This window comes from Mycetocola sp. BIGb0189, from assembly GCF_024810155.1.
GTDB lineage: Bacteria > Actinomycetota > Actinomycetes > Actinomycetales > Microbacteriaceae > Mycetocola > Mycetocola lacteus.
The window spans coordinates 112,599-125,240 of the sequence record NZ_JANUED010000004.1 but is presented as its reverse complement, the minus strand read 5'-3'; the positions used below and the strand labels follow the sequence as shown (position 1 = coordinate 125,240).

Here is a 12,642-nt window from a genome sequence, read left to right as displayed (position 1 = left end):
TACCGGCCCCAACGGATATTCGCCTGAAATCGCCGTGAGGTGAGGCATCCGATGGTGCGGACACGCCCAATTATGAGGGTGTGCAAAACGCCATTGCATCAGGGCTTTTGCGTGTTTTGCCGCCTCGATTTCGTGACCGCAGTGCGCGCGTGCTAATCTTTTCATGTGCCAAGCGCGAGAGTGCAAAGGCAGCGCCCCGATAGCTCAGTGGTAGAGCACTTCCATGGTAAGGAAGGGGTCGCCAGTTCAATCCTGGCTCGGGGCTCGTTCGCTTTCCTTCTATAGGGAGAGAAACGCGGCTGGGTAGCTCAGTTGGTGAGAGCGCACGACTCATAATCGTGAGGTCGCGGGTTCGAATCCCGCTCCAGCTACCAAACGCAACATAACCCGCATCTTCGGATGCGGGTTTTTTGTTTGCCTGATTGTGGGGCCGCCCGATCGGGGTCGAATCCTGTTAGGCGGTTGAGCCGCGGACGATGAGCGTGGCACCGAGGAGCGGGGTTGCCACCGGGTCGGGGGTGAGGCGCTGCGCCTGAAGGGCGTGTACCGCGCCGCGGCCCAGCGCTTCGCCGGGCAGTTCGACGGTGGTGAGGGCGGGGGAGACGATCGCCGAGGCCGGGAGGTTGTCGAACCCGGTGACCGCGAGGTCTTCGGGGACGCGCACGCCGAGGGAGCGGGCGGCGCTGAGGACGCCGTAGGCGTGGGAGTCGGTGGCACAGACGAGGGCGGTCACCCCGGCATCGCGCCAGGTGGGCCAGAAGCGGGCGAATATCGCGGCTGCCGCATCGGGGTCGATGAGGCTCGCGGCCTCGGGGAGGGGCACGTATTCGATGCCGCGTTCCCGGGCGCCGTTTTCTACCAGGATGCGGCGCAGCTCGAAGGTCTCGGTGCGGGTGCGGCTGTCCAGGTATCCGATGCGGGTGTGGCCGCGGTCGGCCAGGTGGTCCAGCAGGGCGCTGATTCCGTCGGCCAGGTCAAAGTTCACGGTGGTGGCCTGGGTTTCGCGGCCGGGGGCGTCGAGGAGTACCAGCGGGGCGCCGGCGGGAAGGTCGCGGAGGAAGGCGTCGTCCGGTGCCTCGACCAGGATGCCCGCGGGGCGCAGGGCGATGAGGCGGTGCACGTCCGAGGCGCTGGGATTGCGGCCCTCACCGGTGACCGAGAGCAGGAGCTGGAACTCGCTGCCGAGTTCGTTTTTGATGCCCGAGATGACCCGGCCGTAGAACGGGTTGGAGAGGTCGGGGGCGATCAGGATGACCACGTTGCTGGTCCCGCGCGCGAGGGAGGATGCCGTGTGATCCACCACATAGCCGAGCTCGTCGACGGCGTTCTTGACCCGCTCGATATTGGCGTCGGAGACGCGTCCGGCGGTTTTTCCGTTGACCACGAGTGAGACGGTGGCGATCGAGGTGCCGGCCAGTTCGGCAACCTGCGCGGCCGTGACCCGGCGTGGGCGGGGGACGGCGGACGGGGTGCGTGGCATCTGTTTAGTCTAGCGCCGCGGCGGAATCCGACGAACGAGTGTACGTCAAGCGATTAACGTGTTATCGTAAAGCGCTTGACGTTACTCGCATCGCCCTCCCCATGCGATGCCCTGCCCCAAGGATGTGGAAAATGACCAAGAAGATTATTCTGGACTGCGACCCCGGACACGACGACGCGGTAGCCCTGCTGCTGGCCCACGGTAACCCGGAGATCGAACTGCTTGCGGTGACCACCGTGGTGGGAAACCAGACCCTGCCCAAGGTGACGCACAACGCACTCTCCGTTGCCCGCGTCGCCGGAATCACCGGTGTGCCCTTCGCCGCCGGTGCCTCGCGCCCGCTGGTGCGCGACATCGAGGTGGCCCCCGACATCCACGGCGAGTCGGGACTGGATGGCCCCGTGCTGCCCGAACCGACCATCGAGCTGGACCCGCGCCACGCGATCGACCTGATCATCGACACCATCATGGCCCACGAGCCCGGCACCGTGACCCTGGTTCCGACCGGTGGCCTCACCAACATCGCGATGGCCGCGCGCAAGGAGCCGCGCATCGTCGAGCGGGTCAAGGAGGTTGTGCTGATGGGTGGCGGTTACCACGTGGGTAACTGGTCGGCCGTCGCCGAGTTCAACATCAAGATCGACCCCGAGGCCGCTCACATCGTCTTCAACGAGTCCTGGCCCGTTGTCATGGTCGGTCTCGACCTGACCCACCAGGCCCTCGCCACCGACGAGGTTGCCGCCCAGATCGCCGCCGTGGGCACCAAGCCCGCCAAGTTCGTGGGCGAACTGCTGGACTTCTTCGCGCTCGCATATAAGGACGCCCAGGGCTTCACCGCACCTCCGGTCCACGACCCGTGCGCCGTGGCCTACGTGATCGATCCGACCATCGTGAAGACCGTCAAGGTCCCGATCGACATCGAGCTCACCGGCACCCTGACCCTCGGTATGACCGTCGCCGACTTCCGTGCCGCGGCCCCCGAGGACTGCAACACCTGGGCAGCCACCGAGCTGGACGCCCCGCGCTTCTGGAACCTCGTCACCGAGGCACTCGAGAACATCGGCGAGGTTGACTTCTAATGAACAACCTCGCCCAGAAGCCCGCCGTGCGCGTGGGCGCACTGATGGCCGCGTTGCTGGCGGCGTGTGTGGCCTTCCAGCTCAACGCCTCGATGCTGAGCCCCGCCCTGGTCACCATGGCCAAGGAACTGAACACCGACGACGCGACCATCGGTCTGTCGCAGACCATGTTCTTCACCGCCGCGGCACTGTTCTCGCTGTTCCTCCCGCGACTGAGTGACATCATCGGCCGCAAGCGCGTCCTGCTGGGCATGCTCGTGCTGATGACCATCGGTACCGTCGTGGCCGCGCTGGCCACCAACGTCGAGATGCTGTTTGTGGGCCGTATCATCCAGGGTGTGACCGGACCCGTCGTGCCGGTGACCCTGCTGATGCTCCGCAACGAGATCACCGAGCCCAAGCGTTACGGCACGATGATGGGAATCATCACCGCCGTCAACGGTGGTATCGCCGGAATCGACGCCCTCGCCGGCGGCTGGCTCGTCTCCAACCACGGTTTCCGTTCGGTCTTCTGGACCATGGCCGTGGTTGCCGTACTGGCCATCGTGTTTGTGCTCCTGTGGGCACCCGAGAGCCGCCCGTCCAAGGGCACCAAGATGGACTGGTGGGGTGTGCTGCCGCTGGTCGTCTCGATCGGTTCCCTGCTGACCTTCCTGAACTTCCTGGGCGCGGTCGACGAGTCCAACTGGTTTATCATCTGGGCCCTGCCCGTGGTGGGAATCATTTCGTTTGTGGTGTTCTGGATCCTCGAATCCAACCTGGCCGCACCGCTGGTTCCGCCGCGCTACCTCAAGCAGCGCTCGAGCTGGGCCCTGCTGGTCACCACGCTGCTCACCATGACCGGTGTGTTCGCGGTGGTCAACGGCCTGGTCGCCTCGATCGCCCAGAACCCGGACGCCGGATTTGGCAAGGGGGCCGACTTTACCTCGCTGGCCTTCCTGATGCCCTATGCGGTGGCCGGATGGATCGTCGGTCCGTTCGCCGGACGTCTGGCACCGACCTTCGGATACCTCAACGTGATGCGGGTCGGTATGGCCGGTACCATCGTGGGTACCGTAGTGATGGCGTTCGTGGGTGTGCACTCGCTGCCGGTCCTGATCGTGACCACCGTGCTGCTGGGTATCACCTACGCGGGTATCGGAAACATCATGCTCAACGGTCTGGGTATCGTGCTCTCACCCAAGGACAACCCCGGCTTCCTGCCGGGTCTGAACGCCGGTGCGTTCAACCTGGGTGCGGGCCTGAGCTTCGCGATCCTGCCCGCCGTGCAGGTGCTCTTCACCGTGACCAATGACCCGACCTCCACCACCGGATACAGCGCCGGCATGCTCGCCGGTGCGATCATCTCGCTGGCCGGTTTCGCGATGAGCTTCCTCATCCCGGCACCGAAGGACGCCGAGGTTTCGGCACCGGTCGCCACCAAGTAGTCAATCCCTCATATCCTAGGGACGGGTCCCCGTCGGCCACCGCCGATGGGGACCCACACGTATCACCATCCCCTCACCCCACCACCCGCCCGGGTAGGAAAGGACACCCCCATGACCGACGGTCAGATTCTTGTGGTTGGCTCCCTGAACGCCGACCTCGTGGTGCAGACGGCACGCTTCCCGCAGCCCGGCGAAACCCTCACCGGGTCCGAGCTCCGGGTGATCCCCGGCGGTAAGGGCGCAAACCAGGCGGTCGCCGCGGGACGTCTGGGCGGAAACGTGGCGATGGTGGGGGCGCTGGGATCCGACGCCAACGGCCAGTTGCTGCGCGAGTCGGTCGAGGCCTCGGGGGCGGACACCACGCACGTGGCCACCCTGGCGGATGTGGCCACCGGAACCGCGGTGATCACCGTGGACGCCGAGGGCGAAAACACCATCATCGTCTCCCCGGGAGCCAATGGTCGCCTGGGTGTGGCCGAGCTGGATGCGGCGGCGAGCCTGTTTGAGCGCGCCTCGATCCTCTGCCTGTGTCTGGAAATCGATATCGATGTGGTGCTCGAATCCGCCCGTCGCGCCCGTGCCGCCGGGGCTCAGGTTCTGCTGAACCTGTCGCCCTACGGCCCGGTGCCCGCCGAGCTGCTGGAGCTGACCGACATCCTGCTGATCAACGAGCACGAGGCGGCCGATCTGCTGGGGCTCACTCCCGAGCAGGTGCTGACCGCCGGCGGCGAGCAGACCCGGACCGCACTCACCGAACACGGGATTCCGCGTGCGGTGATCACCGCGGGGGCCGCCGGCAGCATCGTATTTGACACCGAGGCGGACGCGGTTGCCGTGTCCTCCCCGAAGGTCAACGCGGTGGACACCACCGGCTGCGGCGACGCCTTCATGGGGGCGCTTGCCCTGCGTCTGGCCGCCGGAGACGTCCTCGCCGAGGCCGCCGGATATGCGGCGACCGTGGGCAGCTTCGCGGCCACCGGCGCGGGTGCGCAGGCGTCGTACCCGACCCCGGAGCAGCTCGCCGAGTTTGTGACCTCGCACCGCTAGAGCGTGACCTCCGACGCCGGTACACCCCTGGGGTGCACCGGCGTCGGGCGTTTAACGCGGTATTTTCTGGGGGTGTTTGCCACACCAATTGCGCGTGACCGGGCTAGGGTGGAGCCCAAGACCGGGGGAGACGGCATGGCAGCAGAGGACACCAGCGCGACACCGCAGACTCATCCGAGCCTGGATATGGCGCTCGGGGACATCGGCGCGGCAGAGCCGACAAATTCGGGCGTGGGCGGGATCCTGGGGGAGGCCGGCACAACGGTTCCGCTGGTCAATCCGAGCCTGGGCCTGGCGATTCTACGAGAGCAGGAACGCTACTGGGCCACCCTTGGCCGGCACGTGATGGGGGCGGCCTTCCCCCTCGCCGGGATCGCGATCCTCGCCGGGGTGGGCGAGCTCAGCCGTGGGAGCGCCACCGACATTGCACTGCGCTTTGAAATCTCCACCGGTTCGGCGCTGGGGGCGCTGGGAATCTTGGCGACGATTATCGTGGCCCTGCAGATCGCCGTGCGCACGCCCGGGGACGATCCCGATGACGCGGTGCCCGAGCAGCTGGCCCGCCAGCGGGTGTTGGAATCCCTGGCCGAGGTGGCGGGGATGGCGGCAATCGCGGTTGCGGTGGCCACCGCCATCGCCAATTTCCCCGTCGATGATGTGGTGGATATTCCCGCCCAGTTTGGTCCGCCCTTTGGGGGTCTGCTGCTCGCGGTGCTTGCCGCCGATGCGGCCTGCGCGTCGGAGAACCGGTTGGATCCGCTGGTGCGTCGGGCCTCCCGCAAGATCGTGTTGGCACGGATTGACCTGCTGCTGCGCAGCCACTCGGACCTGCGCACGCCGCCGTTTTGGCTGCGCCTGGCTCAGATCATCTTTGTGGTCGTGGGCGTGCCCGCCGGGGTTACCGCAATCTCGGTGCTGCTGTGGCCCGCCACCACCCAGTGGAGTATCCCCGTGCGGGCGTCGACCCTGGTGTTTCTGACGGTGTTCTACGCGGTGGGTAGCACGCTCTATGTGCAGGCGCGGCTGCGTCGGCAGACAATTCGGGCGGTCGAGGTGGGTGTCGTGGTGATCGGGGTGGGTGCCACCACCGTGAGTATCATCGCCGCGCTGGGTCTGGGCGGCAGCCTGCACGATATTGTGCTTTCCGACACCCGGGGCCTGATCGTGCACATTCTTGCCTCAAGCTTCCTGGTCTTCTCGCCGCTGGTGGTGGTGTTCCTGCTGTGTGGACGGCTGCCGGGCGGATATCCGGGACTCGGATTGGACGCGATCCTGGTGATGTCACGCTTCCGGATGCGGCAGGAACGCGGCACCGCCGTCGCCCCGCGCCGGTCCTATGGCCGCTGGGTGTGGATCGGTATCGCGGTGCTGGCGGTGCTCGGGGTCGCCTGGGTTGTGACCCTGTACGTCCTGAACCCCGCGCTGTAACCGTGCCGGGGTAGTCTGCTGGAAGAGAATAGGAAGGCTTCATCCATGCAGATCACCCTCATTCGCCACGGTCAAACCGACTGGAACCACCAGCGCAGGCTGCAGGGTGCCACCGATGTGCCCCTGAACGAGACCGGGCGGGAGCAGGCACGCACGGCCGGTGCCACCCTTCCCCGGGCGTTTGACGTGGTGACCTCCTCCCCGCTGGGGCGCGCCCGCGAGACCGCGGCGCTGCTGGCGGCCCAGCTCGACCTGGAGGTTGTGGGCGCGTATCCCGCGATCACCGAGCGTTCGTTTGGCGAGGCCGAGGGGAAAACCGGTCCCGAGGTCATGGAGCTGTGGCCGGATCGGAACTACCCGGGACAGGAGTCCGAGCAGGACCTGGTCGCGCGTGCGCTGGTGGGCCTGGACGAGATCGCCGCCGCCCACCCGGGGGAGCGGGTACTGGCGGTGAGCCACGGCGCCCTGATCCGCATCCTGGCCGAGGCCGTATCGGGCACCGGACGCGAGCCCGTGGTGAACCTGGAGCCGGTGTCGTTTGAGCGGGTCGGACAGACCTGGCGCGTGGTGGCTACCCCCGCGGGCTCGGTCGACTCGGCGCTCTCGGCGTGAGCGCGACCGCCTCTCGCCGCATCACCTGGCTGATCGTCATCGGCCTCGCGGCCGGATTCCTCTCGGGCCTGTTTGGGGTGGGTGGCGGCATCCTGATGGTGCCCGCGCTGATCTTCCTGGCCGGGTTCGATAATCGTAAGGCTGCCGGAACCTCGCTCGCGGCGATCGTGCCCACCTCGCTGGTGGGGGTCTTCAGTTATGCCGGGTCGGGGGAGGTGCACTGGGTGGCCGGGCTGATCCTGGCCGCGGGCTCGGTGGTGGGCGCGCAGATCGGGGCGTTCCTGCTGGAACGGATCCCCAAGCGGGCGCTGCAGTGGGCCTTCATCGCCTTCCTGGTGGTGGTGATCGTGCAGCTGTTCCTGGTGGTTCCGGTGCGCGGGGCCGAGATTGAACTGCACCCGGGATCGATTGTCGGGCTGGTGGGGCTGGGCCTGGCTACCGGTATTCTCTCGGGGCTGCTGGGCATCGGTGGTGGGATCATCATCGTGCCGATGCTGGTGATGCTCTTCGGAGCGAGCGACCTGCTGGCCAAGGGAACCTCGCTGTTGATGATGATCCCCACCGCGATCTCGGGCACCGTGGGCAACGTGATCCGCCGCAACGTGGATCTGCCGGCCGCGGCCATCGTCGGGGTCTCGGCGTGTGTGACCACGGCGCTGGGATCCACCGTGGCCAAGCTGCTGAGCCCGGAGGTGGCGAACATTCTGTTTGCCGCGTTTATCGCGGTGATCGCGGCGCGGATGATCCTGCAGATTGTGCGCGAACGTCGCTCCCGCTAGTTACTTGACGCTTCAACTATTCGGGAGTATCTTTTAGTTGTAGCTTTAACTAATTGAGGGAGCGTGTGATGAGTACCGAGAACATTCTGGCGGCCGGAACGCAGATGGGTGAGGTCGAGCTTTTGGTGCGCGACCTGGACCTGATGACGCGCTTCTATCACGAGGCCGTGACCCTCGACGTACAGCAGGCCGAGGGCGACACCGTGATCCTCGGCCGCGACGGCGTCTCGGCGCTCAAGCTGCGTCGCGAAACCGACCTACCGCCGCTGCGTCCGGGGGATGCGGGCCTCTACCACTCGGCCCTGCTGTTCCCGGATCAGAGCTCGCTGGCGCTCGCCGTGGCCACGGTCGCGAGCCGTGAACCGCGCTCCTTCTCGGGGAGCGCCGATCACCTCTACAGCGAGGCATTCTACTTTGACGACCCCGAGGGCAACGGGCTCGAACTCTATCGCGACCGTCCGCGCGACCAGTGGACCTACGAGGCCGGTGGACGCATCCGCGGGGCCACGCTGCCACTGGACCCCAACGCGTTCCTGCGCACCCACCTCACCGAGGAAGTGATCGCCGCGCCGCCGCGCGAGGGCATGACCCTCGGCCACATTCACCTTCAGGTGGGCAACCTCGAACAGGCGCGATCCTTCTACGTGGACACCCTCGGATTCGAGATCAAGACCGAGCTGCCGCAGGCCCTGTTCATCTCGGCCGGCGGATACCACCACCACATCGGGATGAACACCTGGCGCAGCAACGGGGCCGGTCCCCGCGCCGCGACCTTCGGGCTGGGGATCGTGGATATCACCGTCCCTACCCGGGCGGATATCGATGCGCTGGCCTCCCGCCTCACCTTCGCCGGGATCCAGTTCGGCTTCGACGGACAGACCCTGCTCTTCGAGGACCCCTGGAAAACCAAACTGCGGGTGCGCGCGGCCGAGCTGAGCTAGGGTTCGCGCGAAGCTGGATATTGCACAAAACGCTTACGTCCTGACGACAGCGACTTTGATGAGATGAACTCGTAGCCACCACCCGGTGGCAGAAAAACGAGGGAAATCATGTTTGGTAAGACGCAGAAGATTCTGACCGGTGCGGCACTGGCGCTCGGCGTGGGTGTACTCGGGGTTGCCGCCGCCGGGGCCGCAAACGCCGCGGATGCGGGCCACAAGGACGACGCCGGAACCCCGGCGGTCCAGCTCAAGGAGGTCTCCGGCACGGTCCTCCCCGACGGGGCACCCGCGGGAGATGCCACCCTGGTCCCGGTTCCGGGAGCGAAGCTGCCCACCGATGTGAAGATCGGTCACGCGACCGTGGTGGGCCCGATCGATCCGGCAACCATTCCCGCCGGCCCGCACACCACCGCACCGGCACCGAAGGCATAGCCCGCGGCGGCGGTTCGGGACAACGGCAGGGGTTGTTGGGTGTGACACCACCCGGCGACCCCTGTCGTTTTGCACGCTTGGGGTGACTTGCGGCAACTAGGCCGGCGACCCCTGTCGTTATGCGTGCTTGGGGTGACTTGCGGCAACTAGGCCGGCGACCCCTGTCGTTATGCGTGCTTGGGGTGACTTACGGCAACTAGGCCGGCGACCCCTGTCGTTTTGCGTGCTGGGGGTGGCTGGCGGCCCCGCCGGGCGGCGTCACACTTCGGTTTGGTTCAGGACGCTCCCAGCGGGGGAACTCAGGATCGCCGCATGACTGAAGCGCGCGCACCCCTGAAATTTGCCTACTGGGTCCCCAACGTGTCCGGGGGTCTGGTGGTTTCCACCCTGCCTCAGCGCACCGACTGGGGCCTGGATTACAACGTGGATCTCGCCCGCACCGCCGAACGGGTGGGCTTCGAGTATGCGCTGAGTCAGGTGCGATACGCCTCCAGCTATGGGGCCGCGCAGCAGCATGAGTCGACCTCAATCAGCCTGGCACTGCTCCTGGCCACCGAGCGACTCACGGTGATAGCGGCCATTCATCCGGGGCTCTGGCATCCCGCGGTGCTGGCGAAATTCATCACCACCGCGGACCATTTCTCCGCGGGGCGTGCGGCGATCAACGTTGTCAGCGGCTGGTTCAGGGACGAGTTCACCGGGCTCGGTGAGCCGTGGCTCGAACACGATGAGCGCTACCGTCGATCGGCCGAGTTTATCGACGTGGTTCGGGCCCTCTGGAGTGAATCGAATGTGACCTATCGCGGTGACTTTTATCGCCTGACCAACTTCACGCTGCGCCCGGAACCGGTCGCGGTTCCCGGGCGCGCACATCCCGAGATCTTCCAGGGAGGCAATTCGACCGCGGCCCGCAAAAACGGCGGCACGGTCGCCGATTGGTATTTCGCCAACGGAACCGATCTCGACGGGTTCACCGAACAGCGAGACCAGGTGGCACACACCGCGGCCGCGCACGGGCGTCGGGTGCGGTTTGGCATCAACGGGTTCGCGGTGGTGCGCGACACCGTGGCCGAGGCTCGCGCCCAGGTAGACGACATCATCGCGCACGCCGATACCGAGGCCGTACGCGGGTTCGCCCGGCAGGTGCGGCAGGCCGGCGCATCCACCGCCGACGGGGTCGGCATGTGGGCGGGGTCGGACCTGAGCGACCTGGTCCAGTACAACGACGGTTTCCGCACCGGGCTGATCGGCGATCCGGAGTTTGTGGCGCGGCGACTCCTCGCCTATGCCGACCGCGGGGCCGACCTGGTCCTGCTCGGATTCCTGCACATGCGCGAGGAGGTTGAGACGTTCGGAACCACCGTCATTCCCCTCGTGCGTGAGCTGGAACGCGAACGTGATCGGCGCGAGGGGCTGGCCGGAGTCTAGCGCGATGCGGGTGAGACATCGCCGGGCAGGGTCACGGTGACGCACAGCCCGCCCGAGCTCCCGGCTTCAAGATGCAGGGTGCCGTGATGGGCGGTGACGATTGCATCCACCAGGGCCAGGCCCAGACCGTGGGTATCCGCCTGCCGCTGGCTGCCGGATCCCGCACCCGGCGAAGGCACCGGCTCGGCGAGCCGTGCCCGCACCCGGAAGAACGGCTCGGTGAGCCGGGTGATCTGCTCGGGGGCCAGCTCTTCGCCGGAGTTTTCCACCCGCAGGAGCGCCGACCCATCGGGCAGCATCGTGGTGCCGACGCTCAGCCATCCGCCGGGGTCGCCGTGCCGAATCGCGTTGCGCACCAGGTTGTCGGTCAGCCTACTCAGCAGAACCGTATCCCCGCGCAGCGGCGCCGATCCCAGGGCGGAACGTACGTCGATGTCCCGGTTCGCGGCGGCCTCCGCCTGCTCGGCTAGAACCTGGGCAGCGATGCCGGCGAGGTCGGTCTCCTCATGACCGGGTGGGTTCGCCCCGATCGTGGCGAGATCCAGCAGCGCATCCACGATGGTCAGATTGCGGGTGTTGGTGACCGCGAGTTTGTCGAGCAGTGCGGCGGTTTCGGGATCCACGTTGCCGTCCCGGGCGACATCCAGCAGCAGTGCGGTGGTGCCGAGCGGGGTGCGCAGCTCATGGGAGGCGTTGGCGGCGAAGGTCTGCTCCAGCCGCTCCAGCATGGTGTCAAAGGTGGTGGCCAGGCCGGTGAACTCGTCGCGGGCGCCGGTGGGGGCGAGGCGGTGGCTCAGCTCACCCGCGGCGGCACGGGAGGCGGCGCGGTCGAGGTCGCGCAGCGGGCGCAGGATCCGCCCGGCCATCACGTAGCTCAGGAAGATCCCCAGCGCACCGAGCAGCACCAGCGCGGTGATGCCGATCACCAGGGCGGCGCGGAACAGGTCTTCGGGACTCGACACTTCCCCGATCGCCACGGCCACCCCGGCCGGTGCGGGGGCCGTGGTGGTGGTCGAGGGGTCCAGGGTCGCCCCGGGCACGGGGACCAGGCTCGCACCGATTGACCCTGCGGTCCCATCGGCCAGTGCGGCGGTGCGGAAGTTATAGGAGGGGAGGTAGCGGATCATGATCGAGATCAGCACCACCATCGCGGTGCCCATCGCCAGGATCAGCCCCGAGGTGACCAGGGTCAGCCGGGTGCGTGCGGTGAACCGGGCCGGACGCATCTCGGGGGTTGTGCCCGTTTCCCTACGCATCGCGCAGACCCAGCCGATAGCCGACCCCGGAAACCGTCTGAATAACCCAGGGCTCACCGAGCTTCTTGCGCAGGGCCGAAACGGTCATCCGGGTGGAGTTGGTAAACGGGTTGGCGTTCTCGTCCCAGGCCTTCTCCAGCAGGGTTTCGGCGCTGACCGGGGAGCCGCCGGCGGCGAGGATGATTTCCAGCACCGCGAACTCCTTGCGGGAGAGCCGGATCGGGGTGCCGTCGCGGGTGACTTCGTGCCGGAAGGAGTCCAGCTCGATCCCACATCCGGAAAGCACAGGGGGCAGCGCTCGCCGTGGACGCCGGGCCAACGCGCGGATACGGACCACCAACTCGGCAAGGTCGAAGGGTTTTGTCAGGTAGTCGTCAGCCCCCAGCTCGAATCCGGCGACCTTCTCCCCGAGGCGTCGGGCCGCGGTGAGCATGAGGACGGGCACCGGATCGGGGGAGTCCACGATCCGGCGGCACACCTCATCGCCGTGCATCCCCGGGAGATCACGGTCAAGCACGCACACGTCGTAGCTGTTGAGAGTAAGGAGTTCCAGCGCCTCGAGGCCGTCATGGCAGACGTCCACCGCCATCGATTCCCGAGTCAGCGCGATTCGCAGGGTGTCGGCAAAAATCTGTTCGTCATCAACGATGAGTACCCGCATGTTCACTCCCGGGGTTCAGCGCGCACGCGAATCGGGCGGCACCGCCAGTGAACCACACCGGATATAAAAAAA

12 protein-coding genes and 2 tRNA genes are annotated in these 12,642 nt (G+C 66.8%); 11 read left to right on the top strand and 3 right to left on the bottom strand.

Going from position 1 to position 12,642, the window contains the following annotated elements:
- The first annotated feature begins 193 nt into the window (after nt 1–193).
- Together M2390_RS07600 and M2390_RS07595 are read left to right on the top strand one after the other, a co-directional pair.
- Nucleotides 194–265, top strand: a tRNA-Thr gene (locus tag M2390_RS07600).
- Nucleotides 266–297: 32 nt separating this feature from the next.
- Nucleotides 298–374 (top strand) — tRNA-Met (locus M2390_RS07595).
- An 80-nt stretch (nt 375–454) separates the two neighbouring features.
- Here M2390_RS07595 and M2390_RS07590 read toward each other — a convergent pair.
- The gene (locus M2390_RS07590; protein WP_259177867.1) at nt 455–1,480 is read right to left on the bottom strand and encodes a LacI family DNA-binding transcriptional regulator; all 1,026 of its coding nucleotides are present in this window, start codon (nt 1,478–1,480) and stop codon (nt 455–457) included.
- Between the two features lie 122 nt (nt 1,481–1,602).
- Here M2390_RS07590 and M2390_RS07585 point away from each other — a divergent pair, with 122 nt between their 5' ends.
- The 9 genes from M2390_RS07585 to sfnG all read left to right on the top strand — a co-directional run bounded on the left by M2390_RS07585 (nt 1,603) and on the right by sfnG (nt 10,653).
- The gene (locus tag M2390_RS07585) at nt 1,603–2,559 is read left to right on the top strand and encodes a nucleoside hydrolase (RefSeq protein WP_211250801.1); all 957 of its coding nucleotides are present in this window, start codon (nt 1,603–1,605) and stop codon (nt 2,557–2,559) included.
- Entirely contained in the window at nt 2,559–3,986 is a 1,428-nt protein-coding gene (locus M2390_RS07580) for an MFS transporter (protein ID WP_259177866.1), read from the top strand. The genes M2390_RS07585 and M2390_RS07580 overlap by 1 nt, the downstream gene beginning before the upstream one ends.
- Nucleotides 3,987–4,097: 111 nt before the next feature.
- Entirely contained in the window at nt 4,098–5,033 is a 936-nt protein-coding gene (locus M2390_RS07575; RefSeq protein WP_259177865.1) for a ribokinase, read from the top strand.
- Nucleotides 5,034–5,168: 135 nt separating this feature from the next.
- Entirely contained in the window at nt 5,169–6,461 is a 1,293-nt protein-coding gene (locus M2390_RS07570) for a hypothetical protein (protein WP_259177864.1), read from the top strand.
- A 45-nt stretch (nt 6,462–6,506) separates the two neighbouring features.
- The gene (locus M2390_RS07565; protein ID WP_259177863.1) at nt 6,507–7,073 is read left to right on the top strand and encodes a histidine phosphatase family protein; all 567 of its coding nucleotides are present in this window, start codon (nt 6,507–6,509) and stop codon (nt 7,071–7,073) included.
- Entirely contained in the window at nt 7,070–7,852 is a 783-nt protein-coding gene (locus M2390_RS07560; protein ID WP_259177862.1) for a sulfite exporter TauE/SafE family protein, read from the top strand. Before M2390_RS07565 ends, M2390_RS07560 begins: the two co-directional genes overlap by 4 nt.
- A 68-nt stretch (nt 7,853–7,920) precedes the next feature.
- On the top strand, nt 7,921–8,793 hold the full coding sequence (locus M2390_RS07555; protein WP_259177861.1) for a VOC family protein: 873 nt from the start codon (nt 7,921–7,923) through the stop codon (nt 8,791–8,793).
- Nucleotides 8,794–8,901: 108 nt separating this feature from the next.
- Complete coding sequence (locus M2390_RS07550; RefSeq protein ID WP_259177860.1) at nt 8,902–9,225, top strand: hypothetical protein; 324 nt, start codon at nt 8,902–8,904, stop codon at nt 9,223–9,225.
- A gap of 312 nt (nt 9,226–9,537) precedes the next feature.
- A complete protein-coding gene (gene sfnG / locus M2390_RS07545; protein WP_259177859.1) occupies nt 9,538–10,653 on the top strand; it encodes a dimethylsulfone monooxygenase SfnG in 1,116 nt (371 codons plus the stop codon).
- On the opposite strand, the gene M2390_RS07540 is transcribed toward sfnG, so the two are convergent.
- Both M2390_RS07540 and M2390_RS07535 read right to left on the bottom strand, forming a co-directional pair.
- Nucleotides 10,650–11,909, bottom strand: coding sequence for a HAMP domain-containing sensor histidine kinase (locus M2390_RS07540; RefSeq protein ID WP_259177858.1), 1,260 nt, complete (start codon nt 11,907–11,909; stop codon nt 10,650–10,652). The two genes, sfnG and M2390_RS07540, sit on opposite strands and share 4 nt — an antisense overlap.
- Complete coding sequence (locus M2390_RS07535) at nt 11,902–12,570, bottom strand: response regulator transcription factor (RefSeq protein ID WP_259177857.1); 669 nt, start codon at nt 12,568–12,570, stop codon at nt 11,902–11,904. The genes M2390_RS07540 and M2390_RS07535 overlap by 8 nt, the downstream gene beginning before the upstream one ends.
- Between the last annotated feature and the right edge of the window lie 72 nt (nt 12,571–12,642).

Bases quoted from the DNA above. Each gene is read 5' to 3' on its own strand.
- M2390_RS07590 (WP_259177867.1), bottom strand. From the start codon at position 1,480: ATGCCACGCACCCCGTCCGCCGTCCCCCGCCCACGCCGGGTCACGGCC.
- M2390_RS07585 (WP_211250801.1), top strand. From the start codon at position 1,603: ATGTGGAAAATGACCAAGAAGATTATTCTGGACTGCGACCCCGGACAC.
- M2390_RS07580 (WP_259177866.1), top strand. From the start codon at position 2,559: ATGAACAACCTCGCCCAGAAGCCCGCCGTGCGCGTGGGCGCACTGATG.
- M2390_RS07575 (WP_259177865.1), top strand. From the start codon at position 4,098: ATGACCGACGGTCAGATTCTTGTGGTTGGCTCCCTGAACGCCGACCTC.
- M2390_RS07570 (WP_259177864.1), top strand. From the start codon at position 5,169: ATGGCAGCAGAGGACACCAGCGCGACACCGCAGACTCATCCGAGCCTG.
- M2390_RS07565 (WP_259177863.1), top strand. From the start codon at position 6,507: ATGCAGATCACCCTCATTCGCCACGGTCAAACCGACTGGAACCACCAG.
- M2390_RS07555 (WP_259177861.1), top strand. From the start codon at position 7,921: ATGAGTACCGAGAACATTCTGGCGGCCGGAACGCAGATGGGTGAGGTC.
- M2390_RS07550 (WP_259177860.1), top strand. From the start codon at position 8,902: ATGTTTGGTAAGACGCAGAAGATTCTGACCGGTGCGGCACTGGCGCTC.
- sfnG (WP_259177859.1), top strand. From the start codon at position 9,538: ATGACTGAAGCGCGCGCACCCCTGAAATTTGCCTACTGGGTCCCCAAC.
- M2390_RS07540 (WP_259177858.1), bottom strand. From the start codon at position 11,909: ATGCGTAGGGAAACGGGCACAACCCCCGAGATGCGTCCGGCCCGGTTC.
- M2390_RS07535 (WP_259177857.1), bottom strand. From the start codon at position 12,570: ATGCGGGTACTCATCGTTGATGACGAACAGATTTTTGCCGACACCCTG.